The 16,843-nt window shown below is 41.9% G+C and carries 16 protein-coding genes; 12 read left to right on the forward strand and 4 right to left on the reverse strand.

Going from position 1 to position 16,843, the window contains the following annotated elements; translation table 11 throughout:
* Positions 1-140: 140 nt before the first annotated feature.
* The 3 genes from BLP87_RS06190 (at position 141) to BLP87_RS06205 (ending at position 3,656) form a co-directional block, all read left to right on the forward strand.
* Positions 141-1,325, forward strand: a complete 1,185-nt coding sequence (locus BLP87_RS06190) for a cation:proton antiporter (RefSeq protein WP_074461910.1) — start codon at positions 141-143, stop codon at positions 1,323-1,325.
* A 695-nt stretch (positions 1,326-2,020) separates the two neighbouring features.
* Entirely contained in the window at positions 2,021-2,686 is a 666-nt protein-coding gene (locus BLP87_RS06200) for an HAD family hydrolase (protein ID WP_074461912.1), read from the forward strand.
* Between the two features lie 19 nt (positions 2,687-2,705).
* Positions 2,706-3,656, forward strand: coding sequence for a lysozyme inhibitor LprI family protein (locus tag BLP87_RS06205; protein WP_074461913.1), 951 nt, complete (start codon positions 2,706-2,708; stop codon positions 3,654-3,656).
* Between the two features lie 180 nt (positions 3,657-3,836).
* On the opposite strand, the gene BLP87_RS06210 is transcribed toward BLP87_RS06205, so the two are convergent.
* Positions 3,837-4,031 (reverse strand): SEL1-like repeat protein, encoded by a 195-nt coding sequence (locus BLP87_RS06210; RefSeq protein WP_074461914.1) that lies wholly within the window; start codon positions 4,029-4,031, stop codon positions 3,837-3,839.
* 73 nt (positions 4,032-4,104) lie between these two features.
* The gene (locus tag BLP87_RS06215) at positions 4,105-4,749 is read right to left on the reverse strand and encodes a hypothetical protein (RefSeq protein WP_074461915.1); all 645 of its coding nucleotides are present in this window, start codon (positions 4,747-4,749) and stop codon (positions 4,105-4,107) included.
* A gap of 177 nt (positions 4,750-4,926) precedes the next feature.
* Here BLP87_RS06215 and BLP87_RS06220 point away from each other — a divergent pair, with 177 nt between their 5' ends.
* The 8 genes from BLP87_RS06220 (at position 4,927) to BLP87_RS06255 (ending at position 14,113) form a co-directional block, all read left to right on the forward strand.
* Positions 4,927-5,913 (forward strand): diaminopimelate dehydrogenase, encoded by a 987-nt coding sequence (locus BLP87_RS06220; RefSeq protein WP_074461916.1) that lies wholly within the window; start codon positions 4,927-4,929, stop codon positions 5,911-5,913.
* A gap of 36 nt (positions 5,914-5,949) precedes the next feature.
* Positions 5,950-6,921, forward strand: coding sequence for a LacI family DNA-binding transcriptional regulator (locus BLP87_RS06225; RefSeq protein WP_074461917.1), 972 nt, complete (start codon positions 5,950-5,952; stop codon positions 6,919-6,921).
* A gap of 205 nt (positions 6,922-7,126) precedes the next feature.
* On the forward strand, positions 7,127-8,389 hold the full coding sequence (locus tag BLP87_RS06230) for an ABC transporter substrate-binding protein (RefSeq protein ID WP_074461918.1): 1,263 nt from the start codon (positions 7,127-7,129) through the stop codon (positions 8,387-8,389).
* A gap of 59 nt (positions 8,390-8,448) precedes the next feature.
* Positions 8,449-9,294, forward strand: a complete 846-nt coding sequence (locus BLP87_RS06235; RefSeq protein WP_074461919.1) for a carbohydrate ABC transporter permease — start codon at positions 8,449-8,451, stop codon at positions 9,292-9,294.
* Positions 9,295-10,137, forward strand: a complete 843-nt coding sequence (locus BLP87_RS06240; protein WP_074461920.1) for a carbohydrate ABC transporter permease — start codon at positions 9,295-9,297, stop codon at positions 10,135-10,137.
* Positions 10,138-10,153: 16 nt separating this feature from the next.
* Positions 10,154-12,409, forward strand: a complete 2,256-nt coding sequence (locus tag BLP87_RS06245) for a glycoside hydrolase family 65 protein (protein WP_074461921.1) — start codon at positions 10,154-10,156, stop codon at positions 12,407-12,409.
* Entirely contained in the window at positions 12,406-13,056 is a 651-nt protein-coding gene (gene pgmB, locus BLP87_RS06250) for a beta-phosphoglucomutase (protein WP_074461922.1), read from the forward strand. Before BLP87_RS06245 ends, pgmB begins: the two co-directional genes overlap by 4 nt.
* Positions 13,057-13,375: 319 nt before the next feature.
* On the forward strand, positions 13,376-14,113 hold the full coding sequence (locus tag BLP87_RS06255) for a hypothetical protein (RefSeq protein WP_074461923.1): 738 nt from the start codon (positions 13,376-13,378) through the stop codon (positions 14,111-14,113).
* A gap of 79 nt (positions 14,114-14,192) precedes the next feature.
* Here BLP87_RS06255 and BLP87_RS06260 read toward each other — a convergent pair whose 3' ends face one another.
* Positions 14,193-14,402 carry a hypothetical protein gene (locus tag BLP87_RS06260; protein WP_074461924.1) on the reverse strand — a complete coding sequence of 70 codons (210 nt, stop codon included), beginning with the start codon at positions 14,400-14,402 and terminating at the stop codon, positions 14,193-14,195.
* A gap of 294 nt (positions 14,403-14,696) precedes the next feature.
* Between BLP87_RS06260 and BLP87_RS06265 the strand changes: the two genes are divergently transcribed.
* A complete protein-coding gene (locus tag BLP87_RS06265; RefSeq protein ID WP_074461925.1) occupies positions 14,697-15,974 on the forward strand; it encodes an O-acetylhomoserine aminocarboxypropyltransferase/cysteine synthase family protein in 1,278 nt (425 codons plus the stop codon).
* Between the two features lie 117 nt (positions 15,975-16,091).
* Here BLP87_RS06265 and nadE read toward each other — a convergent pair whose 3' ends face one another.
* A complete protein-coding gene (gene nadE / locus BLP87_RS06270) occupies positions 16,092-16,841 on the reverse strand; it encodes an NAD(+) synthase (protein WP_074461926.1) in 750 nt (249 codons plus the stop codon).
* Positions 16,842-16,843 lie beyond the last annotated feature (2 nt).

The following is a 16,843-nucleotide window of genomic DNA, read 5'->3' on the forward strand; positions in this document are numbered from 1 at the left end:
AAGGTAAAAGAAACTGCATTTACTTTGAAAAGATAACCCGGGGTTCTATAAATATATCGTCGGATTGCGAAAAAATAAAGATGTATTATAATATGATGTGCAATTTGATAATTTGAATAAGTAGAATCGAGGGATGAAAAGTGGACAGTTTAGAAATTTTGCGTAATCTTGCAATCATAGTTATTGCAGCTAAGTTTTGCGGACTTGCAGCAAGGAAGCTCAAGGCACCTCAGGTGGCGGGAGAGATCATTGCGGGACTTATAATAGGACCTACGATACTTAATATCGTATCTGAGAGTGATTTCTTTTCACAGATGGCGGAGATTGGTGTTATTCTTCTTATGTTCAGTGCGGGACTTGAGACCAATATCGACAATCTCAAGAAGTCAGGTATAAAGGCTACAATACTTGCTTGCTCGGGAGTTGGAATACCGCTTGCTTTCGGAACTGTTCTGTATATGTGCTTTTACGGATTTGCCGCTCCCGGAAGTGTTGAGTTTATGAGAGCTCTTTTTATCGGAACAATCCTTACCGCGACTTCCGTAAGTATAACCGTTCAGGCGCTCAGAGAACTGGGAAAAATTTCGACAGAGGTTGGAACTACCATAATGAGTGCAGCGATAATAGATGATGTTATCGGTATCGTTGTTCTTACAGCTGTTATCGGAATGAAGGATCCCAGTGCAAATATAGGAATGGTATGTGTTAAGACTGTTCTTTTCTTTGCATTCTCTTTGGTTGTGGGAATCATCATCTTTAAGATAATGCAAAAGCTTGATACAAAGTGGCGTCATACAAGACGTATTCCTATCATGGGACTTGCTCTTGCACTTGTATTTTCTTATATTGCGGATAAGTACTTCGGAGTTGCGGATATTACAGGTGCGTTTGTTGCGGGAATTATCTTAAGCTCGCTTGATGATTCCGAGTATATCGACAGGAAGATGGATATAAATTCATATATGATCTTTGGACCTGTTTTCTTTGCAAGTGTCGGACTTCAGACCAATCTTAGATCTGTTGATACAACGGTTATTGTATTTTCACTTGCATTTGTTATAGTAGGTCTCTTGGGTAAGATCGTCGGATGCGGACTTGTTGCCAAGATTCTTGGATATAACGGCTCTGACAGCCTTAAGATCGGTGTCGGAATGATGACAAGAGGAGAGGTTGCGCTTATCGTTGCACAAAGAGGCCTCAAGGCAGAGATCATTGACAGCAGATATTTCACAGCGGTTATCCTGCTCATTGTTATCAGCTCAATCCTGACACCTGTTATATTGAAAGCAATTTATGCGCATGATGATAAGAAGGCAGCAGCATAAGCAATAATTTTCAGAAAGCTATGATAAATTAGTTGTGTATAATTGAATATTTGTCAATCTATATGAAATCACTTTTTTGGAATGATGTGATTTTAGAAAGTTTGAACTATTTGTGAACATGTGCAAGTCCCTCTTTATGGGACTTGCACATTAGTTTATAATTTCTTTATAGTAAATTTATTTATACAAAATTGTAGTAATCGGTTTTTCTTTTTTATGTGGGAAGTATGAAATTATGGCACACAATGTAAAGCGGATATGTCTGAATTGCGGAAGGACTTTTGTAGCACGCAACGGTAATTGGGCTTTTTGCTCAGTTGGTTGTAAGAGACTTTATAATAATCACATTAGTTTCAGATGCAAAGAATGTAGAAATGCTTCATGCAAAGTACGAAACAATTCACTTGTAAATTCGCCGCCGGACTGCGAATATTTGAACAATCCGGAAAGGCTTGATACGGTTAGATCGGCACCCTGGTAAAACGGGGTGTCTTTTTTGTTGCAGCGGTGACACGTGACATGGGGACGGTTCTTTTGTCTCCTTTCGCGAAGCGAGAGGAGACAAAAGAACCGTCCCCATGTCACGCCCGCCCGCGAAGCGAGAAGAGACAAAAGAACCGTCCCCATGTCACGTTCAAATTCTTTATCAGATATGATATACTGTCGCTTATATGATTGGTTCGGAGGAAGGATAGATGGCATGTTCCTACAACGTAATATTTGATATGGACGGAGTTATATTCGATTCCGAGAGAGCCTGCCTTTCATGCTGGTATGAGCTTGGAGAGAGGTTTGGTCTGGGAGATGTGGAGCCTGTCTTTAAGAGGTGCATAGGTACCAATAACGCACAGACACACGATATTGTTGAGAATGCATATGCAGACAAAATGGGAGCGGGAATAGCGGATAAGCTTCTTGCAGAGAGCTCAAGATTATTCCATGAGAAATTTGACGGTGGGCGACTTCCCATTAAGAATGGTGTAAAAGAAATTCTGGAGTATCTTAAGGGGAAAGGTATCAAAGTAGGTGTTGCTTCATCCACAAGGAAAGCGCTTGTCATAAGCGAACTTACAGATGCGGGATTCATAGGCTATTTCGATATGGTTGTCGGAGGAGATGCCGTAAAGATAAGTAAACCTAATCCTGAGATATATACAATCGCATGCAGAGAACTTGGCGTAGAGCCAAGTGAGACCTTTGCGATAGAAGATTCATATAACGGGATAAGAGCAGCAAAGGCAGCAGGGATGAGGCCTATAATGGTCCCTGATATAATAGGGCCCGATGATGAGATGCGTGAACTTTCGGAAGTGATATGTGATGACCTTAGCGCGGTTGTCCGGTATTTTGAAAAGTTATAATGTAAGAGGAGTTTGAATTATGAAGAAAAAATTATTATTAATCACAATGGCAATTTCAATAGGAATGACAGCATGTGGCTCTGAAAAATTAGAAACTACAGACAATGCTGATTCAAATAGTATAGAAATCACTGATAATGATAGTTCTGATGCTGACATGGAATTATCGGAGGATGCTGTTACAGATAGTTCCGAGGATATTACGAGTGATGTTGGTGATGAAAATGCAAACGAAAGCGCTATAGGTGATCTTTCGAGTGAGATTAAGGCAAAAGTAGAAGGTATTCAAGCTTCAGGTTGTACACTTCAGGAGGAGTTAGAACAGGTTGAATCACTTGAAGCTGCATATACAGATATTGCGGCTGAAACGCAGATGGAGATGAACATGGTGGCTTCTTATGGTACTGAGGTTTGGGATGCTGAGCTTAATGGTCTTTGGAAGAGAATGAGCAATGAACTTGATGCCACAACAAAAGAAAAGGTACTGAAAGAACAACGTGAATGGAATGAGATAAAAGAAAAGGCAGCTAAGGGAATGACTACAATGTATGAAGGCGGATCGATTCAGCCGATGATTTACGCTCAAGAACTTGCAAATATTAACAAAAACAGATGCTACGTGTTAGCATCCATTTATGCAAAGAAATTAGGTCAGAGCGTTAAGATCCCTGCTCGTAAAGAATATGGGGCTTATATAGACAATCAGGGTACAGGTGATGTTTACAGTGAGCTTTATATTTACGAAGGACAGGAGTCGGGTTCAGCATTTGCCGATATTGGAATTTACAAACTTACAACTTTTCACGGTGATGTTACTAAAACTTCGGACGGTTATGATTTTGAAGATCAAGAAGGTCGTGTGAAAGGTAAGATCACATATAGCAATGAGGGGGCGAGTTTCGAAGTAACAGAAAGTGCAGCAGGTCTTGCAAATGTTGGGGATAAATATGAATTCCCTTGGGCATTTTAATTTGATATTGATTATATAAAAATTGCCAATGCCAATCATTCACTTGAAATTGATTCAGTGCAGACTGACATTGGCAACTTGACATGTATAATGAAAACGTGGAGGATTTCATAAATACTTAAGTTAGGTAGATTTTTTTCATAATAGGTTTTTCATAAAAGATTTTTTCATAATAGTTTTTCATAATTGGTTTAATATCTTTTGGGCGTTTTCGCTGCCATGCTTGGCTGCGTAGGATGCCCATTTCTTGGCTTTCTCCGGATTGGGGTCTCCGAATTCACCTTTGAAATATCCTTCTGCAATTGCTTCTGCTGCTTCTATACTTCCACGGCCGGCTTTATCTATGAGATTCAATAATTTCTGTTTCTTATCCATAATAAAATTGTCCTTTCACTAGCTGTTTTATATTAGCAACATATATATTTGGAAGCAAGTGCTTTATATGTTTTTATGGTGTTGCTTTTGAATGGTTGTTGGTATTTTTGTATCTTATCATCTCTACAGTCTGACTTGCGGTCTCAAAATCAAATATCAGATCAAATGAAGGAAAATGGTATTCGAACGAGTAGGAAGGATCGTTCGAATCTGTTGCGTCAGGAAATCCGTATGCATCAAGTATGTCCTGTTCTGAATTTCCCAAACCGACATTTTTGGATGTCTTAATATCAGGGTTGTAGATGTAGAGAAGTACTGAAGCCTCCTTTCCGTCAATAATTGCTGTATCAAATTGAATCTTTGCTGTGGAAAAGACATAATTCTTATATTCATCATCGACACAAGAAAGTTTGGGGTCATAGTCACCAAGGTCCGAGAGAATTGTCTCTGCATCACTTAAAACAGAGAAGTCTTTTCCGTTGTACTTTATCAAAGAATCGGGATTCTTTGATGAAGATGTTTTGCCGGCTGAAATCTGAATTACATTGTTTGTCTTTGCATCATCTTCGTTTGCCTTTGCATCTGAGCTATCTATATTAACATTTGTTTTTGAAACCTCGCTGCCGGGGGATTCGGCGGCATTGGTGCTTTTTCCGCCACATCCTATAAGTATGAGTATCAGCACAGATGTAATAGCGGCGATACTTGTTCTGTTCATATTGCGTCTCCTGTTAAGCATTGAGTGTATTATTAGTTCTAATACACTTATACTACTTGGATTGTTGCAAGTCAATATAATGTTACGAAACAGTTAAAAAAGTCCTAGAAGGAAAGAAAAATGCTAAAAGTTATCGTTTATATGATATACTTTACGAGAGTAAAGGAGGCATTATTTATGAGTATTAAAATAGGAATTTTAGGATACGGAAATCTTGGAAAAGGAGTTGAACTTGCGGTTAAGGCGGCACCCGATATGGAGCTTGTTGCAGTGTTCACAAGAAGAGATCCGAAGACACTTCAGATCAAGACACAGGGTGTACCTGTCGTTTCCACAGATGATATAGAGAATTGGAAAGATAAGATCGACGTTATGATCCTTTGCGGAGGAAGTGCAACAGATCTTCCTGTGCAGACTCCTCAGTATGCCAAGATGTTCAACGTTGTTGACAGCTTTGATACACACGCAAGGATTCCCGAGCATTTTGCAAATGTTGATGCTGCCGCAAAAGAGTCAGGCAAAGTTGCCGTTATTTCTTGCGGATGGGATCCCGGAATGTTCTCACTTGCAAGAGTATATTCAAATGCGATCCTTCCCGAAGGAAATGATTATACATTCTGGGGCAAGGGTGTTTCTCAGGGACATTCGGATGCTATACGCCGCGTAAAGGGTGTTAAGAATGCAAAACAGTATACAATCCCTGTAGAGAGTGCACTTGAGGCAGTAAGAAGCGGACAGAATCCTAAGCTTACAACACGTCAGAAGCATACAAGAGAATGCTTTGTTGTACTTGAAGAGGGTGCTGACGCAGCAGCAGTTGAAAAAGAGATCAAGGAAATGCCCAACTACTTTGCCGATTATGACACAACAGTTCATTTCATCAGCGAAGAGGAGCTTTTAAAGAATCACAGCGGAATGGCTCACGGCGGATTTGTGTTCAGAAGCGGTAAGACAGGTGCGGACAAAGAGCACAATCATATCATTGAGTATAGCTTAAAGCTTGATTCAAACCCTGAATTTACAACCAGCGTTCTTACAGCGGTTGCACGTGCTGCTTTCCGTATGTACAATGAAGGCCAGAAGGGATGCAAGACTATGCTTGATATTGCACCTTCTTATTTATCAGAAAAGAGCGGTGAGGAGCTTAGAGCGCACTTACTGTAAGACAGATTTTTTACTTTGCACAGAAAGACATAAGGTATGGTAGGAATTAAAGACATAGCAAGAGAGGCCGGAGTATCCATAGCAACTGTCTCAAATGTTCTGCATGGCAAGAGGAACATGAGTGATAAGACAAGAGAGAAGATTCTTGCGATTGCAAAGGAACTGGGCTACGAACTGCCGAAAATCCGAATAAAGGAAAAAAGTAGCGATAACAAAACTATAGTAGTTAATTTCAGTGATTTCGATACCAATTTTTATCTGAACATACTCCATGGGATAAGTGATTATGCATATTCCAAGGATTATGACATTATGGTGTGCACAAGCAGAAATGCCGAGAAATATATGTCGGATGCGTATTCTACGGGATGCATCAACATCGATTACAGATGTGAGGATTCCATGCTGATAAAGGCGGCGGAGAATAACTATCCGATCATAGTTCTTGATAGGGAGATAAATCATTTCGGAATAAAGAGCGTGATAGTAAACAACTATGATGCCGAGAAAGAGATGGTTGAGACACTTATCAAGTCGGGATATGAGCGCTTTGCTTATCTGTCCGGTATGGATACGGATGATAACAAGGAGAGATACCGGGCTTTTCGCGATGCTCTCTCGGCTCACGGGATAACTTTTCACAGAAGGGATCACTACGAGGGAAACTGGAGGGAAAAGAGCGGAACGCAGGCGGCAAGACTTTTGATGCTTTCGGAGCACATGCCACAGGTTCTTGTGTGTGCAAACGATATGATGGCTATAGGGGCTATGAGAAAGTTCAGGGAAGCGGGACTGCGTGTTCCTGAAGATATAGCGGTCTGTGGCTTTGATGATGCTTTTGTTTCCAAGTATATGGGACTTACTACCGTAGAGGTTCCAAACTACGAGAGAGGTTTCCTTGCGGCCCAGTCTCTTGTTGAACTGATCGAAGGGACGGGAAGCTATGAATCTCTCAAGATTGGAGCAAGGATAAAGTGGAGAACTTCCACTTTAGTTAAAACAAGTTAAATCAATAAGACTTTACTAAAAAAGAGGTGGATTTTACTAAAATCACCTCTTTTTATATTAATTTTACATAATAATACGCGGTTTAAACTGACAATCCCTCTAAAAAACAGATGGGGGATTGCCTTTTTTTAGTAAAAAATAGGAATATGTAATTAAGAAGATAACCTTTTTTAGGGGAGTTATGGGAAAGGAGTAGTAAATAACTATGAGGAATAAGAGATTGTTGGCAGCGCTTTTGGCGACGGTTATGGTTGCAGGTTCCGCGCTTACGGGTTGCGGAGCATCATCTTCACAGGCAGCAGGCGGAGAGTCTGCCGGCGGTGGGGAAAAGAGTGCAAATGCAGGGGGCAAATTTACAATTTTTCAGTCAAAGACTGAGATCATGGATCAACTTAATCAGCTTGCAAAAGATTATAAGAATGAAACCGGTGTGGAGATCGAAGTATGGGAGACAAGCGGTGATAACTACTACAAGGATCTCAAAACAGGTATTTCCACAGAGTCGGGCCCTGTGCTGTTTTCACTTGCGCCGGGATCTGAATCTGTCGAGATGTCGGATTATCTTGAAGACGTAAGTGATTTATCCTTTATGAGCAAGATAAGCGATAATCTCAAAGATTCTGTTGACGGCAAGGTTGTGGGCGTTCCGTACACGATCGAAGGGTTCGGACTTGTATATGATGGCAATCTCGTAGATACATCAAAGATCGGTTCGACCGACGCACTTATAGATTATCTTAAGGAAGCAAAAGGAAAGGGAATAAACGGCCTCGGTCTTTCACAGGAAGATTATTTCCTTATTGCACATATATTGAATACGCCTTTCGCAGTTCAAGACGATCCCGATGCATACCTTCAGCAGGTATTAAAGGGAGAAGTGAGGATGAAAGACAACGATGCTTTCAAGGAATTTGCAAAACTTATGGAAGCAATCCGCGAAAACTGCACAAATCCCGTTGATGTTACATATGACAATAACTGCGGTGATTTTGCGACAGGTAAGGCTGCAATGATCCATCAGGGTAACTGGGCATACGGAATGTTCAAGGATTATGACGTTGATTTTGACATGGGTATCGCGCCCGTTCCGATAAATGGTAACAAGAAGGTAGCTGTTTCGGTTCCCGCGGCATGGTACATCAACGTTGACGCTTCGGATGAAGAGAAGTCCATGGCAAAAGATTTCCTTGAATGGCTCTACACAAGCGACAAAGGAAAAGATTACCTCATGAATCAATTTGGATTTGTTCCTGTTGTTGACGGTATGACTTCCGACAAACTCGATCCTCTTTCAAAGTCAATCTCGGAAGCATCAAAAGACAGCATTCCGTGGGTAATGAGCAATTGGCCCGCAGGAATTATCACAACAAGTCTTTCGCCTATTACACAGGAATTTTTCACCAATCCTTCAATGACAGGGGAAGAGCTGATCGACAAGCTCAATGACGCGTTTGTAAATGCAAAATGATGATTTAAAGAGGGTGCTGTGACAGCATATGTTGCAGCACCTATTACGGAGATAAAGGTATGAAGATAAAAAAGAGATGGTACGCATTGTTTACGGCGCCGCTTATGATCACATTTTTCGTGGTTGTGATCATTCCGTTCTTTATCGGAATAGGATATTCGTTTGTTGAATGGGACGGATTTGCCAAACACGCCGCAAGCTTTGTAGGGATGAGCAATTATAAATCGGTACTCGGAGACAGGCAGTTTGTAAATGCTGCGGTGAGGACAACGATTTTTACAGTTATAAGTGTATTGACCGTAAATGTCCTTGGATTGTTTTTTGCACTCCTCGTTACAACGGGGCTTAAGGTGAAGAACTTTGCCAGAACCATGCTTTTTTTACCATATCTTATCGGCGGACTGATATTGGGATATATCTGGAAGAGCGTGTTCAGTGAGTTCTTCCTGAGCGTGGGCTTTGGCAATTGGCTTACGGATTCCACAAAATCAATAATTGCGATGATCGTGGTAACGACATGGCAGCTTGCGGGTTATGTGATGATCGTGTATATAACCGGAATCATGGCTATCCCCGATGATGTCATGGAGGCTGCGGCTATCGACGGAGCGAACTATTTTCAGACGCTTCTTTCGATAAAGTTTCCGCTCCTTATGCCTTCGTTTACTATATGCCTGTTCCTTGCTCTTTCAAACTGTTTCAAGATTTATGATGTCAACGTATCTCTTACGGGCGAAGGAGCCAATTTCCAGTCAGAGATGTTCTCACTTAATATCTATAACGAGATTTTCAGTCTCAGCAATTTTGGATACGGTCAGGCTAAGGCAATTATCTTTTTCCTGATAATCGCGATAGTTACCTTTGTTCAGGTATCGATAACAAAGAAGAGGGAGGTGGCAATGTAAATGGCTAAAAGTGTAAAAAAGATTATTCCGAACGTACTTGTTGCACTTATGTGTTTACTGTACCTGTTTCCTATTTATCTGATACTTACGAACTCATTTAAGAGTAGAGCCGAGATGTACAAAAACATGGTGGCACTTCCGGGGAAGTTCTCGTTTAAGTATTATTCTTCAGCAATCGGAAAGATGAATTTTGCCACATCTTTGTTTAACTCAGTCGTCATTACGATTGTTTCAATAACTATCATTGTTGTTTTGTCCGCGATGACTGCATGGATGTTTGTAAGAAGCGCAAATAAGTTAAGTATCGCTCTTTTCTCAATCCTTGTTGCAACGATGTTGATTCCGTTTCAGACGATAATGATGCCTCTTATGCAGGAGATGAACAAGATTGGAAAAGTCACGGGACTTCCGATGACGGACTCGATCGGTGGCCTGATATTTATGTATATCGGATTTGGCGCCGGAATGGGCGTGTTCTTGTATCATGGCTTTATTTCATCAATCCCGGTATCGTTGGAAGAAGCGGCTATTATCGACGGATGCAGCGTATGGACTTTGTTTTGGAAAATTGTTTTTCCTATATTAAAACCTACGACGATGACACTTATTATTCTTGATGTCATCTGGATCTGGAACGATTATCTTTTGCCTTCGCTTACTCTTAAGTCAACGGCAAACAGGACAATACCGATTTCGACAGCCAAGTTTTTCGGACAGTACACGATAAGCTGGAATGAAGCTATGGCGGCGCTTGTTATAACAATTATTCCTGTTGCGATATTCTATCTCGCGGCGCAGAAGTACATTGTTAAGGGCGTGGCAGCGGGAGCTGTAAAGGGATAAAAAGCAGGGAAAAAATATGAAGCGTATCATTACAAGACAGGAAAATTTCGAGGAAAAAGAAGTCAATCTTCATGAGGCTCTTTTTTCCAATGCAAACGGATATATAGGCGTTAGGGGTAATGTTGAGGAAGGTGTTCCGAATGGCTGGAATACAATGCGCGGAACGTACATAAACGGAGTATATGAGATTATTCCGATGAAACAGGCTGAGAGTCTGTGCAATCTTATAGAGAAGAAGCAGACTATGCTCAATGTCGCAGATACACAGACAATATGTCTTATTGCGGACGGCGACGTGTTTGATCTGACTACAGGTAAGATTATCGTGAACGAGAGGGTTCTCGATATGGAGCAGGGTGTCACGAGGCGCCATGTTATCTGGGTTTCACCTGACGGAAAAGAAATTGAACTTTCGGTAACGCGAATGACATCCTTTCTGATCCCGTCTCTTTTTACCATTGAGTATAACGTGAAGGCTCTTAATTTTGACGGTTTGATCGAGATTAAATCATATCACATTGCTGATGTAAAAAATTATTCTAATCCGGACGATCCAAGACTTGCCGATGACAGCGGAGCGCTTCTTAATGTGGATGTCGTGAAGTGGCGCGAGGATATGAGCGTTGCGGTAAGTTCGACAAAGGTGAGCGGGATCAGCGTTGCATCTGCGGTATCGCACAGATTAAGGCTGCCGGGAAAAGCAGAGATAAGTTACGGAAAAGAAGAGGGAAGAACTCTTTACCATGTTAAGGCTGAAGTTAAGCAGGGAGAGGAACTTTCACTTATCAAATATTCGACGTTCTCGGATTCTGTCCGTGAAGACGATCCTGAGGAGTTTGCAAGGGAAACTCTGAAAGAAGCCATGAGAGGGAATCTTGCCGATATTTATGAGAAGCAAAAAGAGTATGTCACGGAATTTTTTGATAATTCCGAAATGGAAATTGACGGAGATGAAGAACTTGGTCAGGCTGTGAATTTTAACATGTATCAGCTTTTTCAGTCCGCTACACGCGATAAGCATTGCAGCATTGCGGCCAAGGGGCTTTCGGGAGAGGGCTATGAAGGGCATTATTTCTGGGATACGGAGATGTATGTTGCGCCTTTTTTTATACTGACAAATCCCGAACTGGCCAAAAATATTTTGCAGTACAGATACGGAATACTTGATAAAGCGAGGGAAAATGCGGCTCTTTTGGGGCATAAAAAAGGAGCTCTTTATCCGTGGAGAACAATCACGGGCGAAGAGTGCTCCGGCTATTTTCCGTCGGGAACCGCCGCATATCACATAAACGGGGCGATAGCGTATACGATCGTACAGTATTATCTCACGACGGGCGACATTGATTTCATGTTTGATCAGGGTGAGGAGATGCTTCTTGAGACGGCGAGGCTCTGGTTCGATGTGGGTAATTATGACAGAGCGGGGCACTTTGTGATAAACGAGGTGACAGGCCCCGACGAATATACATGCATGACCGACAACAATTATTACACCAATTGCTGCGCGGCTTACAACATGAGCATGGCTGTTTCTTTTGCGGAGAAGCATTCATCAAGTAAGCGGGTAAAAGAACTTCTTGATAAGCTCGGTGTGACGACGAAGGAACTTAAGGAAATAAAGATGGCGGCGGAAAAGATGTATCTTCCGTATGATGAGGAACTTGGTATAAATCCGCAGGATGATTCTTTTTTACAAAAACCTGTGTGGGATCTTAAGAATACGCCAAGAGAGGAATTTCCGCTTCTTCTCCATTATCACCCGCTTCACTTGTATAGGTATCAGGTCTGCAAGCAGGCGGATACGGTTCTTGCATACTTTCTTTTTGAAGACGGGCAGTCTAAGGAAGTTATGAAAAAGAGCTTTGAATATTATGAAAAGATAACGACGCATGACTCATCGCTTTCAACCTGTGTGTTCAGTATCGTTGCGTCAAGGCTCGGTATGCACAAGAAAGCGGTTGAATATTTCGGAGATTCAATAAAACTGGATCTGTTGAATACACATAATAATTCCGGAGATGGCGTACATACGGCAAATATGGGCGGAAGCTACATGGCAATTGTAAACGGCTTTGCGGGGCTTCGGATAACCGCGGAGGGGATATCGGTCGATCCGTTTCTTCCTTCGGGCTGGAAGAAGTACAGCTTCAAGATAAGGTATAAAAAAAGTCTTTTAAAGTTCACCGTGAGTAAGAGCGGCGCCGTATGCGAAGTTCTTGAAGGAGATAAGATCGTGGTAAAAGGCGTAAATGAAATGAGGTATGGAAAATGAAGGCAGTAATCTTTGATCTCGACGGTGTGATATGCTTTACGGACAAGCTTCATTACAAAGCATGGAAGAACATTGCGGATGAGCAGGGAATATATTTTGATGAAAAGATAAATGACAGGCTGCGTGGAGTGAGCAGAATGGAGTCGCTTGATATTATTTTGGAGAAGGCGGACAGAGCATATTCTTTCGATGAGAAAAAAGAAATAGCGGAAAAGAAGAACGATATCTATGTATCGCTACTTGATACTATGAGTGAGAAGGATCTTGACGCGAATGTTAAGGTTGTACTTGATACATTAAGGTCGAGAGGAACACTTCTTGCGATAGGCTCAAGCAGTAAGAATACCAAGAAGATACTAGAGAAGCTAGGGTTAAGAGATTTTTTTGATGCGGTATCTGACGGAACGAATATCACAAAGTCAAAGCCCGATCCGGAGGTTTTCCTAAAAGCAGCGGAGATGCTGGGGATAAAACCTGTCGAGGCGGTTGTGGTGGAAGATGCTCTTTCGGGGATAGATGCAGCGCTTGCGGGAGGTTTTGAGTGCGTGGGAATCGGTGAAGCAGCCATGCATCCGAAGGTGACATATCCGCTTAAAGATCTTGCTGACCTTCCCGAGATAGTGTTGCGAAAAAATGCAGATATATGATGAAAAGTGAAATAAAGGTTAATTAATCATGGCTTATTTCAAATAATACAGTGCGAAAATTATTAAAAGAGATTCGGCGATAGCCGGATCTCTTTATGTATTTGAGTGGACTTTTTTCTATTATATTGAAGGTGCATAAATATAGATAAAATCTGGGATTTTGCGGGAAAGTTCTGCAAGCGGGACTCTTTTATAAGTATCGCATCAGATGCGATATATCTCCCATATGGCTTGAATGTATCAAAGGTTAATGATAAAGTAAGTATTGCACAAAAATATTAAAAATGCATTATCATACTGCTCATGGGGGTATAAAAACATGAAGAAAAGATTATTATCTACAGGTGCGATGGCACTCACTGCATTAGTGACAGTTCCGTTGGTTTATTGTTTCGGTTCTTATTTTGTTGATAAGTCGGATACAAATTCAGATGATCTGGAACTGGTAACAGAGTATTCAGATTCTGTTAAAATGGAGTCATCATATTGTGGAGGTTTTGATTGGTGGAATTTCCAGCCGCCGGTAAAGCCTGAATGTACACCAAAGCCCGAGTGTACACCAAAGCCCGAGTGTACACCTAAGCCTGAATGTACAAAGAAGCCTGAGGACACACCGAAGCCCGATTGTACACCGAAGCCGGAGTGCACACCAAAGCCCGAATGTACAAAGAAGCCTGAGGACACACCGAAGCCTGATTGTACACCTACACCGGCACCAACACCTGCACCCACACCAGTTTGTACGCCCACACCTACACCGGAGCCTACACCTGCACCGGTATGCGAGCCTACACCTGCACCGGCACCAGTGCCTGCACCGGTTTGTGAACCTACACCGGAGCCTGCACCCGAACCTGAACATCATGAAGATCATGATGATCATGATTCAGATTCTACACCTGCACCGGAGCCAACACCTGCACCCACACCTGCACCACAGCCTCAGCCTGTTAATAACACACCGGAGGTTAAGGGAGCATCTAAGCCCAATGTAAAGGGTGCATATAAGCCAAATATGAAAGGTGCATATAAGCCAAACGTATCAACATCAAAGTAATATTTAGCATTTTTATATTTAGAAAACCCTGTCCGAAACAACGGACAGGGTTTTTTCAACCGATAAAACAGTTCACATATTATTCTTCTTCATTTTCTTCGCTGTCATCATACTCGGCAACGATTGTTGACTCAGCTTCGGAAGCATTTGAATTAGCACGCTCTTTTACCAAAACTATAAGTCTTTTCGGCTTCTCGGGAGCCTTTCTTTCTGAAACAAGGCTGATCCTGCCACATCCTGTAAGGCATAATGAAAGTACTATTACTAATGGTAAAATTCTTTTAATCATAATTTTGTCCCTATAAAATTTTAAATCGTCAATTTATCCCCTTGTGTGCTGTCTTGTTGATTTTTAAATAATCAAATCAAGAATATTTCTAAATCCCAGCAAGACAGCACACTAAAAAACCGCATGTACACTGACTTCGTACAATAATATCCTACCATAATCGCATGGTTGCTTCAATTTTAAAGTTATATTTACAAAATTTACAAACAAGTTTCATGTGCCTCAATCGCAAACATGGCTTTATTGTGGTAATATATATGATGATTTTATTTTGAATATTTTCAGGAGGATATTATGGACCAGCAAAAGATCGGAACAAGATGCGTACAGGCAGGATATACTCCGGGCAACGGAGAGCCCCGTCAGATACCTATCATTCAGTCTACAACCTTTAAATATGATACAAGCGAGGATATGGGTAAACTCTTTGACCTTGAGGCTTCGGGTTACTTCTATACAAGACTGCAGAATCCCACAAACGACCACGTTGCTGCAAAAATTGCAGCTCTCGAAGGCGGAAGTGCGGCAATGCTTACATCATCGGGACAGGCCGCAAACTTTTTTGCGTTATTTAATATATGTGAATGTGGAAGTCACATTGTTGCTTCATCATCAATCTACGGCGGGACATTTAATCTTATCGCCGTAACTATGGCAAAGATGGGAATTGAAGTTACTTTTGTATCTCCCGATGCAAGCGAGGAAGAGCTTGATGCAGCATTTAAGGACAATACAAGAGCTGTTTTTGGCGAAACGATTGCTAACCCTGCGCTCACAGTTCTTGATATCGAGAAATTTGCAAATGCGGCACACAGGCATGGTGTACCGCTTGTAGTAGACAATACATTTCCTACTCCTGTTAATTGCAGACCTATTGAATGGGGAGCAGATATCGTAACTCATTCAACTACAAAATATATGGATGGACACGGAGCAGCCGTTGGCGGAGCTATCGTTGATTCAGGCAAGTTCGACTGGATGGCTCATGCCGACAAATTCCCGGGACTTACACAGCCGGATGAGTCTTATCACGGAATTGTATATGCCGAGAAATTCGGTAACGAAGGAGCTTTCATAACAAAGTGCACGGCACAGCTTATGCGTGACTTTGGTTGCATCCAGTCACCTCAGAATGCATTCATTCTTAACCTCGGACTTGAGTCACTCCACGTTCGTATGCCCAAGCATGTTGAAAACGGACTTGCTGTTGCCAAGTTCCTTCAGGAACAGCCTCAGGTTGAGAAAGTCAGCTATCCCGGACTTGAGTCTGATAAATACTATGAGCTTGCAAAGAAGTATCTTCCAAACGGCGGATGCGGTGTTGTATCTTTTGAGCTTAAGGGCGGAAGAGCAGCTGCCGAGAGCTTCATGAAGAAGCTTAAACTCGCAGCTATTGAGACTCACGTTGCAGACGCACGTACATGTTGTCTCAATCCTGCAACATCAACACACAGACAGCTCACAGACGAACAGCTTGAAGCAGCAGGAATCCCTGCAGGTCTTGTGCGTATGTCTTGCGGCCTTGAGGATAAGGAAGATCTTATTGCCGATATCAAGAATGCACTTGCATAAATAAGACATTAAAACTTCACAGATATAATAAACATAAAAAGAGCCATGAAAAGTATTTCGCTTCTCATGGCTCTTATTTTGACGCCTATATCATATTGTTATGACACGTGTATCATATTACTTGGTATACATGGGAATAGTCTTAAGCTTGTGAAGGTTGATGTTGTGGAGACGGTCAATCTTTGCTTTGAGCGCCTCGTCTTCACATACTCCCGTAAGGATGTATCTGTCGAGTGTATCGTAAGTAAATCCAAGTTTGTCTTCATCGGAGAGTCCGCATAATCCGTCAGAAGGAGTCTTATGAATAAGATCCTTGGGAAGTCCCAATGCATCGCCTATCATGCGCATCTCTGTTACGAGAAAAGCTGAGCAGGGGCTGAAATCACCTGCAGCGTCGCCGTATTTTGTTGAATATCCGACATAATCTTCGGATCTGTTGCATGTATTTGCAACGCGTCCTCCGTTTGGAAGAGACTGTGCGATAGCATACAGTGTCGCCATACGGATTCTCGGAGGAGTATTTATCTGCGCGTCGTTTGAAATGGTAACTCCGGCTTCTTCGAGAGCTTTTTTCTCACCATCAACAGCGGGAGCGATGTTTACCGTGTATGTCTTGATATCAAGAAGTTCTGCGACTTTCTGTGAATCTGCGATATCTTTCTGTTCGCCGTTTGGCATCATGACGCCGACAACTCTGTCTTTTCCGAGAGCTTTTACAAGAAGAGCTGCAACGATCGTAGAGTCTTTACCGCCTGAAAGTCCGATAACGGCGCTTGCTGTCTTTCCGTTTTCTTCGAACCAGTCGCGTATCCACTTTGTTATTTTTTCAATCTGTTCGCTTGGGTTGATATTGACTATATTTTCCATAA

Origin of the sequence: Butyrivibrio hungatei (assembly GCF_900101605.1) — a bacterium.
Taxonomy (GTDB): Bacteria; Bacillota; Clostridia; order Lachnospirales; family Lachnospiraceae; genus Butyrivibrio; species Butyrivibrio hungatei_B.

Bases quoted from the DNA above. Each gene is read 5' to 3' on its own strand.
- BLP87_RS06200 (WP_074461912.1), top strand. From the start codon at position 2,021: ATGGCATGTTCCTACAACGTAATATTTGATATGGACGGAGTTATATTC.
- BLP87_RS06205 (WP_074461913.1), top strand. From the start codon at position 2,706: ATGAAGAAAAAATTATTATTAATCACAATGGCAATTTCAATAGGAATG.
- BLP87_RS06210 (WP_074461914.1), bottom strand. From the start codon at position 4,031: ATGGATAAGAAACAGAAATTATTGAATCTCATAGATAAAGCCGGCCGT.
- BLP87_RS06215 (WP_074461915.1), bottom strand. From the start codon at position 4,749: ATGAACAGAACAAGTATCGCCGCTATTACATCTGTGCTGATACTCATA.
- BLP87_RS06220 (WP_074461916.1), top strand. From the start codon at position 4,927: ATGAGTATTAAAATAGGAATTTTAGGATACGGAAATCTTGGAAAAGGA.
- BLP87_RS06225 (WP_074461917.1), top strand. From the start codon at position 5,950: ATGGTAGGAATTAAAGACATAGCAAGAGAGGCCGGAGTATCCATAGCA.
- BLP87_RS06230 (WP_074461918.1), top strand. From the start codon at position 7,127: ATGAGGAATAAGAGATTGTTGGCAGCGCTTTTGGCGACGGTTATGGTT.
- BLP87_RS06235 (WP_074461919.1), top strand. From the start codon at position 8,449: ATGAAGATAAAAAAGAGATGGTACGCATTGTTTACGGCGCCGCTTATG.
- BLP87_RS06240 (WP_074461920.1), top strand. From the start codon at position 9,295: ATGGCTAAAAGTGTAAAAAAGATTATTCCGAACGTACTTGTTGCACTT.
- BLP87_RS06245 (WP_074461921.1), top strand. From the start codon at position 10,154: ATGAAGCGTATCATTACAAGACAGGAAAATTTCGAGGAAAAAGAAGTC.
- pgmB (WP_074461922.1), top strand. From the start codon at position 12,406: ATGAAGGCAGTAATCTTTGATCTCGACGGTGTGATATGCTTTACGGAC.
- BLP87_RS06255 (WP_074461923.1), top strand. From the start codon at position 13,376: ATGAAGAAAAGATTATTATCTACAGGTGCGATGGCACTCACTGCATTA.
- BLP87_RS06260 (WP_074461924.1), bottom strand. From the start codon at position 14,402: ATGATTAAAAGAATTTTACCATTAGTAATAGTACTTTCATTATGCCTT.
- BLP87_RS06265 (WP_074461925.1), top strand. From the start codon at position 14,697: ATGGACCAGCAAAAGATCGGAACAAGATGCGTACAGGCAGGATATACT.
- nadE (WP_074461926.1), bottom strand. From the start codon at position 16,841: ATGGAAAATATAGTCAATATCAACCCAAGCGAACAGATTGAAAAAATA.